Here is a 17,833-nt window from a genome sequence, read left to right as displayed (position 1 = left end):
GTAGCGCCCGTGTTACCTCGAGGTCCAGTGGCACCTGTAGCGCCAGTAGCACCCGTGTTACCTTGAGGTCCAGTAGCGCCGGTAGCGCCCGTGTTACCTCGAGGTCCAGTGGCACCAGTAGCGCCAGTAGCACCCGTGTTACCTTGAGGTCCAGTGGCACCTGTAGCGCCCGTGTTACCTCGAGGTCCAGTGGCACCAGTAGCGCCAGTAGCGCCCGTGTTACCTCGAGGTCCGGTAGCACCAGTAGCGCCTGCTGGTCCAGTAGGTCCGGTAGGTCCTTGAATGAACGAAGCAGAATTAACTAGAGCAGTTTGTAATGCTGCTATTAATTTAAGGAGCTCTTGAAGTGTGCAAGGGTCAATTCGGAATAATTTTGTAATGTATAGTAAATAGTTAATGAGATCTTGAAGCTCAATAAATACAGCGCTTGCTACAAAGGTTGGATTTCTTAATATAGTTATTAAGTTTTTAATAATAGCTAACCCTTGTGCTTTCAGGGAGGAAGTAGCGTCTAGTGAACAAATAAATTTACTCAGTAGGTTCAATGTATCGATTAGATCTTCAATATTTTGGGGAGATGGATTTGCGAAAAGTTTTGGGATTATTTTTGTTAAATCAATAATAATCGCACGAAATGTTCTAAGTTGAGCTTTAGTAATTGGGATTGATGGAGTATTTGGGATTCGTCCGGCGCTACTTGGAAAGCATGGTTTGGAGAATTTGTTTTGATTGTCGTTATAACGAGACATTAAATCTCTCCTTTCTCACGAAAATGTGAACGAAACTCATCATAGTAGATGCAGAAATTAGTTAAATGGTCATAGTAAAATCGTTTGTTTAAAGAAAAAATAGAAAAAACGCCTTACAATAAGGCGTTTTTTCTATTTTCTGCGTATTGATAATATCGCTTTAATGAAATTTTTGATTTGAATCCAGCGAGTTTTATAATTTCTGATTCAGGAGTTTCTTTTTTTATTAAGTTTAAAATATAGGTGTTACGAAAATGTTGTCCTGAAATTCCTTTACGTAAATTGGCTCTAGCCACTTCGAGGCGAATCATTTTTTGTATAGCAATTTCCGTTAATGCCTTTGGTGCATCATTTTCATATACCCATCTGTATGTTCCACGGTTAAAATCGAATGCGACAAATAATGGATCATCACTATGGTATTTGGGGCGAACTGGTTCCGGGATGCTTTTGTAATAATTATATAGTTGTTTTTTGTCTTCTTTTGCTAATGTAATTGTTCTTTCTACACCTGCGGTTGCTGGGATTGATAATGTGTTAGTTTCAAAGTGAACGTGATGCATTGTTAATGCTGTAAGTTCCTGTAAGGATAAACCGTAGTCAATCAATAGATTTAAAATAGCAATATTGCGATCCATTAATAAGGGGCGCACAGGAAGTTGTTTTTCTGAAAGTCCTTCTAATGAAGTGACTATATACTTTAACCTTTTTTCTTCATCAGGTGAAATGAAATCTTCGTTACGAAGTGTACGGTCTGGTTGAATAGATATCTCCATATTTTTCAATGGATTAGGAATGTTTAGAAAATGATGCATTCTATTTAGTACAATAAATACACGATGCATCGTTTTTTCTGAGTAATGTCGATTCGTTTTTAAATCGGAAAAGTAATCTTCGTAGTCTTTTGTACAAAGTGTAGCCCATATATTACTGGAAGGGAGCTTTTTGTTTTTTTCTAACCAATGTCCGAAGTCTTCAACGTCATAAACATAACGTTTAATAGTTGAGGGTTTTCGGCCTTTATTCAATAAAAAAATAGAAAAGGCTTGTATTGTATCATGGAATTCCGTTGTCTCCATAGTCCCACCACCTTAATTATTTCTTATATTATAGCAAACTTTTCTGAAAATAGGCATTTACAAGGGGGACAGGAATAATAATATTTGGTAAGTGGATAAAATGAGGTGATTGTATGGAACAATCGATGCGAAAGAAAAACAATAATCAAATTAATATTGTGTTAAACCATCGAAAGAAAATTTCTTTGCCAGCCGCAGAAAATAAAACGGTAATTTCAAATGAAACTACAATTAAACATGAAATGCTGCAGAGAATTGAAGAAGAGATGGGGAAGCTTGTTGGGATGGATGATATAAAAAAGATAATAAAAGAAATATATGCTTGGATTTATGTGAATAAAAAAAGACAAGAGAAGGGATTGAAGTCAGAGAAGCAAGTACTTCATATGCTGTTTAAAGGGAATCCAGGTACAGGGAAGACAACAGTTGCTAGAATGATAGGAAAATTGCTGTTTGAGATGAATATTCTATCGAAAGGCCACTTGGTTGAAGCTGAACGTGCTGATCTTGTAGGAGAGTACATCGGCCATACAGCCCAAAAAACAAGAGACTTAATAAAAAAAGCAATGGGAGGTATTTTGTTTATTGATGAGGCGTATTCTTTAGCTCGAGGAGGAGAGAAGGACTTTGGAAAAGAAGCAATTGATACGCTTGTAAAACATATGGAAGATAAACAACATGGTTTTGTATTGATTTTAGCTGGATATTCAAGAGAGATGAATCACTTTCTTTCATTAAATCCAGGGCTGCAATCTCGTTTTCCATTTATTATTGAATTTGCGGATTACTCGGTAAATCAGTTGTTGGAAATTGGGAAAAGAATGTATGAAGAGCGTGAATATCAGTTATCGAAAGAGGCTGAATGGAAATTTAGGGATCATTTACATGCTGTAAAGTATTCGTCGCAAATTACATCGTTTAGTAATGGGCGGTATGTACGGAATATTGTTGAAAAATCAATTCGTACACAGGCGATGCGGTTGTTGCAAGAAGATGCCTATGATAAAAATGATTTAATTGGAATATCGAGTATGGATTTGATGCTCGAAGAGGAGACGCACAGTACATAAACTGTGCGTCGATTTTTGTGTATAAGTTCGTTTACTCTTTTTTTGCTTTTTCTTGGTGTGCTTTATGGAAGTGTTCCATTTTAGCGCTCTTTTCGTGTGCTGAATTAGGATCGTGCCCGAATTGATTTACTGAGCTTTTTTGAGCTCCTTTATTAACGTGGTTTGTCATTTGTATTCACCTCACTTTAAAAATTAGTATAAACATTATATAAAGAAAAAATCGTTAGAAAAGAAAAACCTCTTTACGATATGTAAAGAGGTTAGATTGCTATTTATGCATTGAACGTTCTTTCGTTTCGATACGTCTGTGCGGTAAATGCCATTTGTAATGAATAGAAACCATGCGGAAGCAAACAATTAAAATGAATAAAATGTAAAGAGCCCAATCGCTAACAATAATTTGAGCGCCAATTAAGAAACCTGCTAAAATTGTCCAAAAGGCATATACTTCAGCTCGAAGAACGAGAGGTTTTCTGCGGGCTAAAAGATCGCGAATGATACCGCCGCCGATACCAGTTAAAACAGCTGCTACAATTGTGGCGCTAATTGGTAAATTTAATTTTTGGGCATATAATGCTCCTTGTACAGCAAATGCTGATAAGCCGATAGCGTCAGTGATATTTTCCCACTTTTTCCAATGTCTAATTAACTTATTTGGAAAAAGAAAAATAATAGTCATTGATAAAAGTGCGATTTGGAATAACATGTCTTGTTGCCAAAACGCGACAATCGGATAACCGATTAATAAATTACGAAGGGCACCTCCCCCAAATGCGGTTGCCATTCCTAAAATATACACCCCGAAAATATCATAATCCTCTTCCATTGCAACAATGGCTCCGCTTAGTGCGAAAGCGATTGTGCCTATGATGCTAAAAATCTCCCATGCCATGAATTTTCTCCCCCGCTAACTAGATGAAATGTGCTTCCTCTGCTATTATATTAGAAGGTTTAAATTTCGAAAAGGATGAGTGAACATATTTGATGGAAGAAAAAGAAAAAGTCATATTAGTAGGCTGTCAATTGCCACAAGATAATGATGAAAAATTTATGCATTCCATGAAAGAGCTTGCATCACTAGCGAAGACTGCACGAGCAGAATTGTTAGTGTCAACAACGCAAAAACGACCAAAGTTTCATCCGGCAACTTACATAGGTAAAGGGAAATTAGAAGAGCTTACAATGTTAACTGAAGAATTAGAGCCGGATGTTATTGTATTTAATAATGAATTAACGCCGAGTCAAATTCGGAATTTATCCTCAGTATTAAATGCGAGAGTAATTGATCGAACGCAACTAATACTGGATATTTTTGCGCAACGTGCGAAGTCGAGGGAAGGTAAGCTTCAAGTAGAATTAGCTCAGTTGCAATATACAATGCCGCGTCTTATGGGGCAGGGATTGTCCTTATCGCGTCTTGGTGGTGGTATTGGAACGAGAGGACCGGGTGAGACGAAATTAGAGACGGATCGTCGTCATATTCGATCCCGTATTGATGAAATAAAGAAACAACTTGCAGTTGTTGTGGAACATCGAAAAAGATATCGTGAGAGAAGAAAAGATAATAAAGTATTTCAAGTTTCGTTAATAGGGTATACAAATGCAGGGAAATCGACACTGTTTAATAGATTAACGGAAGCTGATACATTTGAAGAAAACCTTCTGTTTGCAACATTAGACCCAACGACGAGGAAGATGCCGTTACCTTCTGGTTATACAGTATTACTAACTGATACTGTTGGTTTTATACAAGATTTACCCACTTCATTAATCGCTGCTTTTCGTTCGACACTGGAAGAAGCGGGGGAAGCAGATGTCATTTTACATGTAGTTGATTCCGCGGATTCTAACTACATAGGGCATGAAAAAACAGTAAAACGATTATTATCAGAACTTGAAATTAACCATATTCCTATTATTACGTTATATAATAAAAAAGATGAATTACATCAAAACTTTATTCCGTTTCCGAAAAGTGATTTCTTAATGACTAGTGCTTTTGAAGAAAGTGATTTATTGCGTATAAAAGAAGCGATAGAAACGAAGATGAAGAAAGAAATGGATTGTTATCGAGTGGAAATCCCTCCGAGTGAAGGTAAGTTGTTAACGCTTTTAAAGACGGAAACTCTATTAGCAAAGATGGAGTTTCTAGAAGATAAATTTGTATATGATTGTGCAGGGTATATTTTTACTCATTCATCGCTTAATGTGCAATTAAAGAGATTTTTAGTGGAAGAAGGAGAAAATAAAAATGTTTGATCGTTTGAAAAATGGAGAAAAAATTGCTCCAATTGTAAAAGAAGTAGAGAGTCAGATTACAGAAGTACATAAACGTGCGGATGAAGTGATTGAAAGCAATCAGTTTCGTGTATTAGAAAGTTTTCGGAAACATAAAATTAGTGACTCGCATTTTATCCCGACAACAGGTTATGGTTATGATGATATTGGCCGTGATACGTTAGAAAAAGTGTATGCTGATGTATTTGGGGCGGAAGCTGGACTTGTTCGTCCGCAAATTATTTCAGGTACTCACGCTATCTCTACAGCGTTATTTGGTATTTTACGCCCGGGAGATGAGTTATTGTATATCACTGGGAAACCGTATGATACGTTAGAGGAAATTGTTGGTGTACGTGGGAAAGGTGTAGGTTCATTTAAAGAATATAATATCGGTTACAATGCAGTTCCGCTAACTAGTGCTGGGCTTGTTGATTTTGAGGCTGTTGCAGCGGCGATTCATAATAATACGAAAATGATCGGTATTCAGCGTTCGAAAGGTTATGCTACTCGTCCATCGTTTACTATTTCTCAAATTAAAGAGATGATCGCGTTTGTTAAAGAAATTAAACCTGATGTTGTTGTGTTTGTAGATAACTGTTATGGCGAGTTTATTGAAGAGCAAGAGCCGTGTCATGTTGGTGCAGATTTAATGGCGGGTTCGCTTATTAAAAACCCGGGCGGCGGAATTGTTAAAACTGGTGGTTATATTGTCGGGAAAGAACAGTATGTTGAAGCGTGTGCATATCGTTTAACGTCTCCGGGAATTGGTGCGGAAGCTGGAGCGTCTTTATACAGTCTGCAAGAAATGTATCAAGGGTTCTTCTTAGCGCCACATGTTGCAGGACAAGCGCTGAAAGGTGCAATTTTTACAGCTGCGTTTTTAGAAAAGTTAGGAATGAACACGTCACCAGCGTGGAATGCGCCAAGAACAGACTTAATTCAATCGGTTCAATTTGATGATAAAGACCGTATGATTGCCTTCTGCCAAGCGATTCAATATGCATCTCCAATTAATTCGCATTTTACTCCGTATGCAAACTATATGCCAGGTTATGAAGATGATGTAATCATGGCGGCGGGAACGTTTATTCAAGGTGCAAGTATTGAATTGTCTGCTGATGGTCCAATTAGACCACCGTATGTTGCGTATGTGCAAGGTGGCTTAACGTATTCGCATGTTAAAATTGCGATTTGTTCTGCGATTGACGAATTGATTGAAAAGAATTTATTAATAATTTCTTAATGGGAAGCTGTCGATTTTGGCAGCTTTTTTCGTATAAAAGTAATGATTTATGCGATTAGAAAAAAGAATGAAAAAATTCGTAAAAAAATTATAAAAAATCATGTAAGAAAAGCTAACATCTATTGACACTAAACATAACATGGTATAAAATGAGAAGCAGTTAAGGCGAAGGAGGAACTGAAAAATGAAAGAAGATAGACGTTCTGCCCCGCTGTTTCCTATTGGTATTGTTATGGATTTAACACAATTGTCTGCACGTCAAATTCGCTACTATGAAGAGCATAATCTTGTTTCTCCAACCCGTACAAAGGGGAATCGTAGATTATTTTCATTTAACGATGTAGATAAGTTGTTAGAAATTAAAGATTTGTTAGATCAAGGCCTGAATATGGCTGGTATTAAACAAGTGTTACTAATGAAAGAAAATCAAACAGAAGCAGTGAAAGTAAAAGAAGAAACGAAAGAAATTTCAAAAACTGAGCTTCGCAAAATACTTCGAGATGAACTACAACATACAGGTAGATTCAATCGAACTTCATTGCGACAAGGTGACATTTCAAGATTTTTTCACTAAAGATAACTGATTCTGAAGGCGATTAGAGGGACTAAGGAGGAATTTATAATGTCTAGATACACAAAAGAAGATATTTTCCGTTTGGCGAAAGAAGAGAATGTAAAGTATATCCGTTTACAATTTACGGACCTTTTAGGGGTAATTAAAAACGTAGAGATTCCAGTGAGACAATTAACGAAAGCTCTTGATAACAAAATGATGTTTGATGGATCTTCGATTGAAGGTTTCGTACGTATTGAAGAGTCTGATATGTATTTATATCCTGATTTAGACACTTGGGTAATTTTCCCTTGGACAGCTGAAAAAGGTAAAGTAGCTCGACTAATCTGTGATATTTACAATGCAGATGGCACTCCATTTGATGGAGACCCACGTAACAACTTAAAACGTGTGTTAAAAGAAATGGAAGCTTTAGGATTTTCAGACTTCAATCTTGGACCAGAGCCAGAATTTTTCCTATTTAAGGTTGATGAAAAAGGAAATCCAACATTAGAACTAAACGATAACGGTGGATACTTCGACCTTGCGCCGATGGATCTAGGGGAAAACTGTCGTCGTGATATCGTTCTTGAACTTGAAGAAATGGGATTTGAAATTGAAGCATCTCACCATGAGGTTGCTCCAGGGCAGCACGAAATTGACTTTAAATATGCAAATGCAATTCGCTCATGTGATGACATTCAAACATTCAAACTTGTTGTAAAAACAATTGCTCGTAAACATGGTTTACACGCAACGTTTATGCCAAAACCACTATACGGTGTGAACGGTTCAGGTATGCACTGTAACTTATCATTATTTAAAAATGGTGAGAACGTATTCTTTGATGCAAACGGTGACTTACAATTAAGTGATGATGCTCGTCACTTCATCGCAGGTATTTTAAAACATGCACCAGCATTTACAGCGATAGCAAACCCAACTGTAAATTCATACAAACGTCTAGTACCTGGATATGAAGCACCTTGTTACGTAGCATGGTCTGCACAAAACCGTAGCCCGTTAGTACGTATCCCTGCATCTCGTGGTATTAGTACACGCGTAGAAGTACGTAGTGTTGACCCAGCTGCAAACCCATATTTAGTAATGGCTACATTATTAGCTGCAGGTCTTGATGGAATTAAAAACAAATTAACTCCACCAGCAGCAGTAGATCGTAACATCTATGTAATGACAAAAGAAGAGCGCGAAGAAGCAGGTATCGTTGACTTACCAGCAACATTAGCGCAAGCATTAGTTACATTACAATCTAATGAAGTAGTATGCGGTGCACTAGGAGAACACTTACTTGAGCACTTCATCGAAGCGAAAGAGATTGAGTGGGATATCTTTAGAACACAAGTTCACCAATGGGAACGCGATCAATATATGTCTCTTTACTAAGAGGCTTGAACCCTTGATACAACTCGTATCAAGGGTTTTTTTATTCCCTATTATTACAATTTTATGTGGTTGCAAAATGAAAAACAGCCACATAAAAGCCAATAATTAATAACAAGTAGTGATATCATAGAAAAACATTATCAGATAAACGTAAGTTTTATATAATTTATGAACTAAAAAAGCCTTGATACTACGGTATCAGGGCTTTTTTAGTGAAGTTATTGGATATATTAACTACTAGATAATGGATTGTTTTTGGTTATTTTGAATCATGTTACTAAGAAAATCTTTTCAAAAGAATTGATTTTATCTTTTTTTAAATCACTTGTGCTATAACTTAATAATTCTTTACTGCCTGTACAACGCGAGCGATGATTTTTATGTCCTCATCTGCAAGGCTATAAGTTTGTGGCTTGTGAATCAGATTATCACTCAATGATATTAACGTAATGATGCTTAGTTATAACGCAGTCTTATTCAGGATTTCGTTAGTTCATTTTCTAAATTTAGGGAATAAATATAGTTTAGTACCTTGCAATAAACAATACTAAGTGGTATATTATGGATAAAACAGGTACCGTGTATTGAACAGTACTAAGATAGGAAAGGAGGATGGCACTTGAACGTTCAGTTTAAAAAAGGTGTGCTTGAACTTTGTGTATTAGCACTTGTAAAACGTAAAGATAGTTACGGTTATGAACTTGTTCAGCAAATTTCTAATAAATTTTTAATATCGGAAGGGTCAGTATACCCTTTATTACGTCGCTTGACGAAAGAAGGGTATTTTCAAACGTATTTAAAGGAATCTACGGAAGGGCCACCTCGTAAATATTATCAATTAACAGAGCAAGGGGAGACGCAATTTCATTTGTTAGTAACAGAATGGCGTGATTTTGCGAAAGGGGTACAAGAAATTATTGAAGGGGTGGAATGGGATGAGTAAAGAAGGGTTTCTTAAAGAATTATCAAGTTATCTTAGAAAGTTACCAGAGGAAGAGAGGCAAGATATTTTATTGGATTATGAAGAGCACTTTCAGTTTGGACTAGAAGAGGGGAAAACTGAATCGGAAATAATACAGGGCCTTGGTTCTCCGAAAGTAATCGCGAAAGAATTACTTGCGATGTATCGCTTCGATGAAATGAAAAAAAATCCATCGACTTCAAATGTGACAAGAGCTGTTATGGCAGCGATTGGACTTAGTTTGTTTAATTTTATTATTGTGTTAGGCCCGTTAGTCGCAATTATTGCTTTTATATTTTCTTTTTGGATCGGTGGTATTGCTAGTGTAGTAACACCATTTTTCGTTATTGGAAAAGTATTTATGGGTACTTTTATATGGTTGGATCTTTTCGTTAGTATAACGTTTGTTGGGGTAGGTTTATTGTTATGTATTATCGCTTTTTATAGTACAAAGTGGTTTAAGAGATTGTGTGTACGATATGTAATATGGAACTTCAAAATGATAAAAGGAGAGTAAATGATGAAAAAACTATTTTTAATCGCTATCGCTTGTATCATTATTGGAGTAATAGGAATTTCCCAAACATATGAAAAAGCAGTACAAACTGCTGAAAAAGGCGATAAAGAAAATGTAATAAAAAACGAAACATTAAAAAATATAGAAGTTAAGTTAGATGCCGGGGATATTATTGTCCAAAAATCTCCTGACTCTTCTTTTTATGTAAAGCAATCGGGAGATGTACGTAAACAAGAGATTCGTATCGCAGAAGATGGTGACACATTAAAAATTATTGGGGAAAGAGAAAAAGGTGCTTCATTTGATTTTTCTTTTTACGATTTTAGGTTTCAAACGTCTAAATTGACTCTCCTTGTGCCCGAACGCTCTTACCAAGATGTAAAAGTAAATTCATCTGCTGGACAAATCGAAATGAGTGATGTGAAAAGTGATAGCGTAAGTGTTAGAACACTTGCTGGAGAAGTAGAGTTGAAACAAGTAACGGCTAAGAATGTGGAGGGATCGACAAAAGCTGGTGAGGTGAACTTTAAGAAGGTATTGGGGAAAGTGACCGCAAAAACAACAAGTGGGGAAATAAATATTCAAGATCATGATTCTAAGTATAATCTAGAAGCAAGTTCAACTGCGGGAGATATAGATATTACTTTATCGGAAAAACCACAAGATGCGGTAATTACTGGGCAAAGTGCTGCTGGAGATGTAACAATTTTTAATGAAGAAAATAAAAATGTAACAATTGGAAATGGTAGTAAAAAGATTAGCGGTAAAACGGCTGCGGGAGATGTGACGATTGAAACTCGTTAATAAGAAATAGAATGCATGGAAATCTATCAAAATACAAAAAGAAGATAATTACCGTATATAAATAAGGTAATTATCTTCTTTTTGTTATTTTTAATGTAAATCACGATATACGCCAATTACTTTCCCGATAACTGACACTTGTTTTAAAATGATAGGTTCTAATGAAGAGTTTTCTGGTTGTAGACGGAAATGGTCTTTTTCTTTATAGAAACGTTTAACTGTTGCTTCGTTATCCTCTGTTAAAGCGACTACAATTTCACCATTATATGCAGACTGCTGTTGGCGAACAACAACTAAATCTCCATCGAAAATACCAGCTTCAATCATACTATCTCCAGAAATACGTAACATGAACACTTGGTCTGCTCCAGCAACAATACTAGCTGGAAGTGGGAAATGTTCTTCTACGCTTTCGACCGCTGTAATTGGTAAACCAGCAGTGACTTTTCCGACAATTGGAACTTGAATAACAGATTGTGTTTCCGTATCCATTCGGTCTTCACCTAAAATTTCAATTGCACGTGGTTTTGTTGGATCGCGTCGAATGTATCCTTTTTCTTCTAATCGTGATAAATGTCCGTGCACTGTAGAACTAGAAGCGAGGCCGACTGCTTGACCAATTTCACGTACGGAAGGTGGATATCCTTTTTCTTGTACTTTTAGCTTAATAAAGTCGAGAATGTCTTGCTGGCGTTTCGTTAACTTTTCCATGTTTTCTAACACCTCGTTTTCTTTCATTTTTCTTATTAATAAGTATAACATGTGAAAAAACATTCTACAAACATAAGTTCGAACAAATGGCGGATTTATGTTACACTATAGGGAAATAATAGGGAGAAAGAGGGGTTCAAAATGAATGCAATTATTTATGCACGTGTGAGTACAACGAAAGAAGCGCAAGAAACATCATTATTACGTCAAAAAGATGAATTATTGCATTTAGCTGAGCGCTATCAAATGAATGTTACTAAGGTGATTGAAGAGCAGGCTAGTGGATATACAATTGAACGTGACGGTATATTAGAGGTGTTGGATACAATTCGAGACGAACAAATTGATGTGTTACTTATACAAGATGAAACGCGTCTTGGTAGAGGAAATGCGAAGATCGCGTTAATGCATTGTTTACATAAAGAAGGCATAAAAGTATATACGCATACACATAATGGTGAATTACAATTGTCGGATTCTGATTCAATGGTATTAGATATTATTGGTATTGTTGAAGAATATCAAAGAAAGATTCATAATTTGAAAATTAAACGAGGTATGCAACGTGCAGTAGAAAAAGGTTATCGTCCAGAAAAAAATTTAAAAAATCGTCATTTAAGTGTAGGAAGAGAGAAAAAAGAAGTGCCAATTGAGGAAATTGTACGTTTGCGAAAAAGTGAACTCACGTTTGAAGAAATTGCAGCAACATTACGTGGATTTGGTCATAATGTTTCAAAGGCGACTGTACATCGTAGATATGTAGAGTATACGAAGCAATTGCTTGATAAAGAAGAGTAACTATTGTATGATAATAATCAGTTTTGATTAGAAGGGGGATTCGAGATGATTAATCACGAACTCGTTGAACGCATTAACTTCTTAGCGAAAAAAGCAAAAGCTGAAGGTTTAACTGAAGAAGAGCAACGTGAGCGTCAATCGCTACGTGAACAATATTTAAAAGGATTTCGTCAAAATATGTTAAACGAACTTAAAGGTATTAAAGTTGTTAACGAAGAAGGTACAGATGTTACACCGACGAAATTAAAAGCTTTAAAAAAGCAAGATAATGCAAAATTAAATTAAAAGATGGGCGAAGCCCATCTTTTTTATATGTAAAAATCGTTATTTAATAACTTTCCAGTTGTTATTAACTGTTGCTTCTATCGTTTTATGTTCCAATATATAATTAGCGATAAGTTCAGACATATCTGTGGGTATATCTTTTACTACCGGTTTGTTTTGAAACATAAAGAAATTTCCCCCGCCACTTGCACGATAATTATTCATTACAACGTCATATTCTTCATTCATATTAAGAGGAGCACTGTTATGCTGTAAAGATTCTACTCTTTCACCAATTGGTTTTGAAATGTTTAATACGTATGAAATCCCTTCCCACATATCATAATTATAATGTTGTGGCTTTGGTTCTATGTAGGTAGGACTTACGGTGATGGATCCATCTGTTTTTAATGTGAAATAAGAAGCAGAGAGTTCAAGAGCATTTTTTATATCCGCTCCAGTTATTCTAATTACTTTTAATGTGTTTGGATAAATATAATTAGAAACGATGTCACGCATTGTTACATGTTCCGGGAAACCTGGAGATGTATTATGGAACAAACTTGTACAAGAAATTGATACATTAGCTATATCCATCTGTATTTTATTTATGAATTCGATAAAAGGATGATCATGCAAACGAGTTTGCATAGCATCTGAAATTTGCATATCCCCCTGAATGATTCCAATAGGTTGATCAAGCCACTTTTGTGTTTTCTCTTCGTAATCGGCTACCAATGAAAGTACATCTTGGTCAGCCTCAACTCCTTGTACAGATAATAATTCAGAAGAACTCTCTTTTTTAACCCATTTATGTTTTGTTTTTTCGAATGTTATTTTTACTTTTCCAACTGAGTTTCCATTACATCCGGTCTGTAAAATTGTTACACCGTTAGCCATTTTGTGAGCAATTTCCCGGTGTTGGTGACCTGTTAATAAAATATCTATGTCTTCAATTTCATGGCACATTGCATATCCTTGGTTTTCTCCTGTTAAAACTTCAGTCGGTACCCCGGTTTGTAAATCTCGTTCAACTCCCCCGTGATACGCTACGACTAGTAAATCTGGTTTCTCATGTTTGCGAATGTAAGAAACCCACTTTTTCGTTGTTTCTAATGCATCTTCAAATTGTAAGTCTTTAATGTGATGGGGTTGTTCCCAATTGGTAATGTAGTGCGTTGTCACCCCTAAAATAGCGATTTTTATATTGGATTCAATCTGTTTGATTATATAAGGTTTTCCGAAATAAGGTTTCTTTATGTTTTTATCTAAAATGTTTGCTGATAGGTACGGGAAGTTCGCAGTAGTCACAGCGTTATTTAATATACCCATCCCGTAATTAAACTCATGATTGCCGATAATTGCAGCGTCATACTGTAAGTAATTCGCTAATAAGGACATTGGGTTTTTTTTGTTTTTTTCGTATGTAACATAATGATAAGTAAATGGTGTTCCTTGAATAAAGTCGCCATTATCAATTAAAAGAACGTTTGTATTTTGGGAACGTTCTTTTTTTATAAGAGTAGAAATTTTAGCTAAACCAAGTTCTGCTGGGGAGTTATCTTGGTAGTGAATAGGATAAACAGTGCCATGTATATCGCTTGTTAATAAGATGTTTAAAGTTACAGTTTGATTTTGTTCCAATATGACTCACCTTTTCTATTGTTATCTTCCAATTCATCATATCAAATATGTGAAGAGAATTTTAATGTGAGTGTATAGAATGTGTAAAGATTCTGTAAATAATCAATTATTTGTAAAAATATGTGATATATTTCTTCATGTTTATGAAAGGTTATTTTATAACAATGAAAAATGGAGGCATTAATATGTTGAAAAAAGTTTTTGCAATGAGCACAACAGTTGTACTAGCAGCGGGATTATTAAGTGGCTGTGGAACGAAGGAATCAAGTGCAAGTAAAAATGAAGATACGAAAAAAGGGTATGTACCGAAGACTTTAAATGTTCAATTTGTTCCTTCTCAAAATGCAGATACGTTAGAGGCGAAGGCAAAACCGCTTGAGAAGCTATTAAGTGATAAGTTAAATATTCCAGTAAAAGTTAGTATTTCAACGAACTACAATACAATTGTAGAAGCGATGGCATCTAAACAAGTAGATGTAGGATTTTTACCGCCAACAGCGTACGTATTAGCACATGAAAAGAAGGCTGCAAATGTAATTTTACAAGCACAACGTTTTGGAGTAGAGGATGAAACAGGAGCTCCTACAAAAGATTTAGTAGATTATTATAAATCTGAGTTTGTTGTTAAAAAAGACTCTAATATAAATAGTGTAAAAGATTTAAAAGGTAAAAAGATTGGTTATCAAGATGTAACATCATCAGCAGGGTATGTATGGCCTGCAGCTGTTCTATTAAAAGAGGGAATTGATCCGTTAAAAGATGTGAAACCTGTTACATTAAAAGGTCACGATCAGTCGCTTATTGCTCTTTTAAATGGTGACGTAGATGCAGCTGTTGTATTCCAAGATGCTCGTAATATTGTAAAAAAAGATTATCCGAATATATTCGAGCAAACGAAAATAGTGAAATTTACGGAGAAAATTCCAAACGATACGATTTCGGTACGTTCTGATTTAGATGAAGAGTGGAGCAAGAAATTACAGGATGCTTTCATTGAAATTGGAAAAAATGAGGAAGGTCACAAAATCATTAAAGAAGTATATTCACATGAAGGATATGTTAAATCTGATGATAGTAAATTTGACATCGTTCGTGAATATGGGAAGAAAGTAAAAACGCAATAATACATATGGAAATGGCAGCTAGCTGAAAGGGAATGTTTTCAGTTAGTTTGTCGTTTTGAATACATAGAAGGTAGGTAAGATGTGTGATAGAATTTCGAAATGTCTCCAAAGTGTATCCAAATGGTACAAAAGGATTGAATAATATAAACTTGAAAATTCAAAAAGGTGAGTTTGTTGTAATGGTAGGGCTGTCCGGAGCTGGAAAGTCTACACTTCTAAAATCGGTAAATCGTCTTCATGAGATTACAGAAGGCGAAATCATGATTGAATGTGAGTCTATTACTGCTGCAAAAGGAAAAGATTTACGACGTATGCGCCGGGATATTGGTATGATCTTTCAAAGTTTTAACCTTGTAAAGCGATCAACAGTATTGAAGAATGTATTAGCTGGCCGTGTTGGATATCATTCGACATTGCGTACAACGTTAGGTTTGTTTCCGAAAGAGGATGTGGAGCTCGCATTTCAAGCGTTAAAAAGAGTGAATATTTTAGAAAAAGCATATGCACGTGCTGATGAATTATCAGGAGGACAACAACAACGTGTATCGATAGCTAGAGCATTGGCGCAAGAAGCAAAAATCATATTGGCAGATGAACCTGTTGCGTCGTTAGATCCGCTAACAACAAAGCAAGTATTAGATGATTTAAAGAAAATTAATGAAGATTTTGGAATTACAACAATTGTAAACTTACATTCTATTGCTTTAGCTAGGCAATATGCGACGCGTATTATTGGATTACATGCAGGCGAAATTGTTTTTGATGGTTTAGTAGAAGCAGCGACGGATGAAAAGTTTGCTGAAATTTATGGTGACGTAGCACAGAAAAGTGAATTGTTAGAGGTGGCAGCTAAATGAATGATGTGACGATATATTCGAAGTCGATACCGAAGCCGCCGAGTAAGTTAAAACATATGTTAACGTTTATTCTATTCATTTTACTGTTGTGGGCAAGTAGTATACAGGTCGACGCATCATTTTCAAAGCTAGTAGTTGGTTTTCCTAATATAATGGATTTGTTAAAAGAAATGGTGCCGCCAGATTGGAGTTATTTTCAAGTTATTACAACAGCAATGTTAGATACAATACGTATGGCGATTATTGGGACGACTTTAGGAGCGATTTTAGCTATTCCACTTGCACTGTTTGCGGCAAGTAATGTGTTTACTAGTACATTTTTATACAGTCCAGCTCGATTGATTTTAAATTTTATTCGAACGATACCAGATTTATTATTAGCGGCAATTTTCGTAGCTATTTTTGGAATAGGACCACTTCCGGGTATTTTAGCTCTTACTTTTTTCTCAATTGGGCTCGTGGCGAAATTGTTGTATGAATCAATTGAATCAATTGACCCTGGCCCACTAGAAGCGATGACAGCTGTAGGGGCTAATAAGGTGCAATGGATTGTTTATGGAGTCATTCCACAAGTAAAAGCACACTTTGTTTCCTATGTACTATATACATTTGAGGTGAATGTACGGGCAGCGGCTGTCCTAGGTTTAGTAGGAGCAGGTGGTATTGGACTATATTATGATCGTACACTTGGATTTTTACAATATCAACAAACTGCATCTATTATCATCTATACTCTTGTTGTTGTATTGGTAATTGATTATGTAAGTACATTGTTGCGGGAGAAATTATAATGAGTAAAACGACGATAATCGTACCAAAACCGAAAAAACCGAGTGTGTATCGCTTGTTTATTTTTATAGCACTTACATTTGTTTATATATGGGCTTTTTCAGGAGTACCGCTAGAGGGAATAAAGGAAACGGCGGGAGAAATTACAAAAGCAATTATGACAGGGATATTGACTCCAGACTGGTCGTATGTATCTTTGCCAGATGGTGAAGATTTATTACATGGATTAATTGATACGTTGGCAATTGCGATATTAGGTACATTTATTTCTGCATTTTTATCTGTTCCGTTTGCTTTTTGGGCGGCAACGAATATGAGTAGTGGAAAATTAACTTCAGGATTTGGGAAATTTGTACTTAGTTTTGTTCGTACGTTTCCTGAATTAGTTATGGCTCTTTTATTTATAAAAGCTGTTGGTCCAGGCTCTTTTGCAGGAGTATTAGCCTTAGGATTGCATTCTATTGGAATGTTAGGAAAACTATATTCAGAAGGAATTGAAAACATAGATAAAGGACCGACGGAAGCGTTACTAGCAACAGGAGCAAATCGTTTTCAAATACTTTGGTATGCGGTGTTACCGCAAGTGTTACCAGATTTTCTATCGTATACGTTATACAGATTTGAAATTAATGTACGATCCGCTGCGATTTTAGGAGTTATCGGAGCAGGAGGGATTGGTACACCTTTAATTTTTGCGCTGAGTTCACGGAATTGGTCTCGTGTTGGTATTATTTTATTAGGTATTATTTTAATGGTAATTATAATTGATTTGATTTCAAGCTCGATTCGGAAACGGATTGTTTAACTTATTTGAAAAGCATCGAAGTTAGATGCTTTTTTATGTTTTTAAAAACTTATTTAAAAAAGTAAGTATAGAAGAAATTTGTATAAATATACAGATAATTCCCTTTCTTTTTAAAATAAAAATAATGAAAAAGTATGTCATATTGAATGCCCATACATTCCCGGAAACATTGATTTTTTTA

At 35.7% G+C, this 17,833-nt stretch carries 20 protein-coding genes and 1 pseudogene; 14 read left to right on the top strand and 7 right to left on the bottom strand.

Annotated elements, in window-relative coordinates; genetic code table 11:
* Both ACTFR3_RS05955 and ACTFR3_RS05950 read right to left on the bottom strand, forming a co-directional pair.
* A partial coding sequence (locus tag ACTFR3_RS05955) for a collagen-like repeat preface domain-containing protein (RefSeq protein ID WP_440044245.1) occupies positions 1-749 on the bottom strand: 749 nt, incomplete at its 3' end.
* A 113-nt stretch (positions 750-862) separates the two neighbouring features.
* Complete coding sequence (locus ACTFR3_RS05950) at positions 863-1,828, bottom strand: tyrosine-type recombinase/integrase (RefSeq protein WP_000450326.1); 966 nt, start codon at positions 1,826-1,828, stop codon at positions 863-865.
* Between the two features lie 113 nt (positions 1,829-1,941).
* Between ACTFR3_RS05950 and spoVK the strand changes: the two genes are divergently transcribed.
* A complete protein-coding gene (gene spoVK, locus ACTFR3_RS05945) occupies positions 1,942-2,898 on the top strand; it encodes a stage V sporulation protein K (RefSeq protein ID WP_000438178.1) in 957 nt (318 codons plus the stop codon).
* A gap of 31 nt (positions 2,899-2,929) precedes the next feature.
* Here spoVK and ACTFR3_RS05940 read toward each other — a convergent pair whose 3' ends face one another.
* Positions 2,930-3,067, bottom strand: coding sequence for a hypothetical protein (locus ACTFR3_RS05940; RefSeq protein WP_000181500.1), 138 nt, complete (start codon positions 3,065-3,067; stop codon positions 2,930-2,932).
* A gap of 99 nt (positions 3,068-3,166) precedes the next feature.
* Positions 3,167-3,790, bottom strand: coding sequence for a trimeric intracellular cation channel family protein (locus ACTFR3_RS05935; RefSeq protein ID WP_000312267.1), 624 nt, complete (start codon positions 3,788-3,790; stop codon positions 3,167-3,169).
* 92 nt (positions 3,791-3,882) lie between these two features.
* Between ACTFR3_RS05935 and hflX the strand changes: the two genes are divergently transcribed.
* The 4 genes from hflX (at position 3,883) to glnA (ending at position 8,378) form a co-directional block, all read left to right on the top strand.
* On the top strand, positions 3,883-5,157 hold the full coding sequence (hflX, locus tag ACTFR3_RS05930) for a GTPase HflX (RefSeq protein WP_406903872.1): 1,275 nt from the start codon (positions 3,883-3,885) through the stop codon (positions 5,155-5,157).
* Complete coding sequence (locus tag ACTFR3_RS05925) at positions 5,150-6,421, top strand: methionine gamma-lyase family protein (RefSeq protein ID WP_000460304.1); 1,272 nt, start codon at positions 5,150-5,152, stop codon at positions 6,419-6,421. The genes hflX and ACTFR3_RS05925 overlap by 8 nt, the downstream gene beginning before the upstream one ends.
* A gap of 184 nt (positions 6,422-6,605) precedes the next feature.
* Positions 6,606-6,995 carry a transcriptional repressor GlnR gene (glnR, locus tag ACTFR3_RS05920; protein WP_000656783.1) on the top strand — a complete coding sequence of 130 codons (390 nt, stop codon included), beginning with the start codon at positions 6,606-6,608 and terminating at the stop codon, positions 6,993-6,995.
* Positions 6,996-7,043: 48 nt separating this feature from the next.
* A complete protein-coding gene (glnA, locus tag ACTFR3_RS05915) occupies positions 7,044-8,378 on the top strand; it encodes a type I glutamate--ammonia ligase (RefSeq protein WP_000092763.1) in 1,335 nt (444 codons plus the stop codon).
* Positions 8,379-8,715: 337 nt separating this feature from the next.
* Here the strand turns inward: glnA and ACTFR3_RS05910 are convergent.
* Positions 8,716-8,835: pseudogene (locus tag ACTFR3_RS05910) on the bottom strand (LexA family protein); the annotation flags it as partial.
* Between the two features lie 162 nt (positions 8,836-8,997).
* Here ACTFR3_RS05910 and ACTFR3_RS05905 point away from each other — a divergent pair.
* From ACTFR3_RS05905 to ACTFR3_RS05895, 3 genes are read left to right on the top strand one after another with little or no spacing between them, the layout of a single operon-like run.
* On the top strand, positions 8,998-9,321 hold the full coding sequence (locus tag ACTFR3_RS05905) for a PadR family transcriptional regulator (RefSeq protein WP_001102628.1): 324 nt from the start codon (positions 8,998-9,000) through the stop codon (positions 9,319-9,321).
* Positions 9,314-9,856: a DUF1700 domain-containing protein gene (locus ACTFR3_RS05900; RefSeq protein ID WP_000031383.1), complete on the top strand. Its 543-nt coding sequence runs from the start codon at positions 9,314-9,316 to the stop codon at positions 9,854-9,856. The genes ACTFR3_RS05905 and ACTFR3_RS05900 overlap by 8 nt, the downstream gene beginning before the upstream one ends.
* Positions 9,857-10,660 (top strand): DUF4097 family beta strand repeat-containing protein, encoded by an 804-nt coding sequence (locus tag ACTFR3_RS05895; RefSeq protein WP_000976237.1) that lies wholly within the window; start codon positions 9,857-9,859, stop codon positions 10,658-10,660.
* A gap of 90 nt (positions 10,661-10,750) precedes the next feature.
* Here ACTFR3_RS05895 and lexA read toward each other — a convergent pair whose 3' ends face one another.
* Positions 10,751-11,371, bottom strand: coding sequence for a transcriptional repressor LexA (gene lexA / locus ACTFR3_RS05890; RefSeq protein WP_000413738.1), 621 nt, complete (start codon positions 11,369-11,371; stop codon positions 10,751-10,753).
* Between the two features lie 141 nt (positions 11,372-11,512).
* Here lexA and ACTFR3_RS05885 point away from each other — a divergent pair, with 141 nt between their 5' ends.
* Positions 11,513-12,169, top strand: a complete 657-nt coding sequence (locus ACTFR3_RS05885) for a YneB family resolvase-like protein (protein ID WP_000991469.1) — start codon at positions 11,513-11,515, stop codon at positions 12,167-12,169.
* A 45-nt stretch (positions 12,170-12,214) separates the two neighbouring features.
* The gene (locus ACTFR3_RS05880; protein ID WP_000607015.1) at positions 12,215-12,454 is read left to right on the top strand and encodes a DUF896 domain-containing protein; all 240 of its coding nucleotides are present in this window, start codon (positions 12,215-12,217) and stop codon (positions 12,452-12,454) included.
* Between the two features lie 39 nt (positions 12,455-12,493).
* Here ACTFR3_RS05880 and ACTFR3_RS05875 read toward each other — a convergent pair whose 3' ends face one another.
* Positions 12,494-14,077 carry a bifunctional metallophosphatase/5'-nucleotidase gene (locus tag ACTFR3_RS05875; RefSeq protein WP_048538102.1) on the bottom strand — a complete coding sequence of 528 codons (1,584 nt, stop codon included), beginning with the start codon at positions 14,075-14,077 and terminating at the stop codon, positions 12,494-12,496.
* A gap of 185 nt (positions 14,078-14,262) precedes the next feature.
* Here ACTFR3_RS05875 and ACTFR3_RS05870 point away from each other — a divergent pair, with 185 nt between their 5' ends.
* The 4 genes from ACTFR3_RS05870 (at position 14,263) to phnE (ACTFR3_RS05855) (ending at position 17,652) form a co-directional block, all read left to right on the top strand.
* Entirely contained in the window at positions 14,263-15,201 is a 939-nt protein-coding gene (locus tag ACTFR3_RS05870; RefSeq protein ID WP_000915065.1) for a phosphate/phosphite/phosphonate ABC transporter substrate-binding protein, read from the top strand.
* A gap of 83 nt (positions 15,202-15,284) precedes the next feature.
* A complete protein-coding gene (gene phnC, locus ACTFR3_RS05865; RefSeq protein ID WP_000569244.1) occupies positions 15,285-16,058 on the top strand; it encodes a phosphonate ABC transporter ATP-binding protein in 774 nt (257 codons plus the stop codon).
* Positions 16,055-16,849 (top strand): phosphonate ABC transporter, permease protein PhnE, encoded by a 795-nt coding sequence (gene phnE / locus ACTFR3_RS05860; protein WP_406903875.1) that lies wholly within the window; start codon positions 16,055-16,057, stop codon positions 16,847-16,849. The genes phnC and phnE (ACTFR3_RS05860) overlap by 4 nt, the downstream gene beginning before the upstream one ends.
* Positions 16,849-17,652 (top strand): phosphonate ABC transporter, permease protein PhnE, encoded by an 804-nt coding sequence (phnE, locus tag ACTFR3_RS05855; protein ID WP_440044244.1) that lies wholly within the window; start codon positions 16,849-16,851, stop codon positions 17,650-17,652. The genes phnE (ACTFR3_RS05860) and phnE (ACTFR3_RS05855) overlap by 1 nt, the downstream gene beginning before the upstream one ends.
* Positions 17,653-17,833 lie beyond the last annotated feature (181 nt).

Source organism: Bacillus cereus group sp. MYBK14-1 (assembly GCF_051916885.1).
Classification (GTDB): domain Bacteria; phylum Bacillota; class Bacilli; order Bacillales; family Bacillaceae_G; genus Bacillus_A; species Bacillus_A cereus.
Note: the sequence above shows the minus strand (reverse complement) of the source record. Positions and strands in the feature narration are given on the sequence as shown.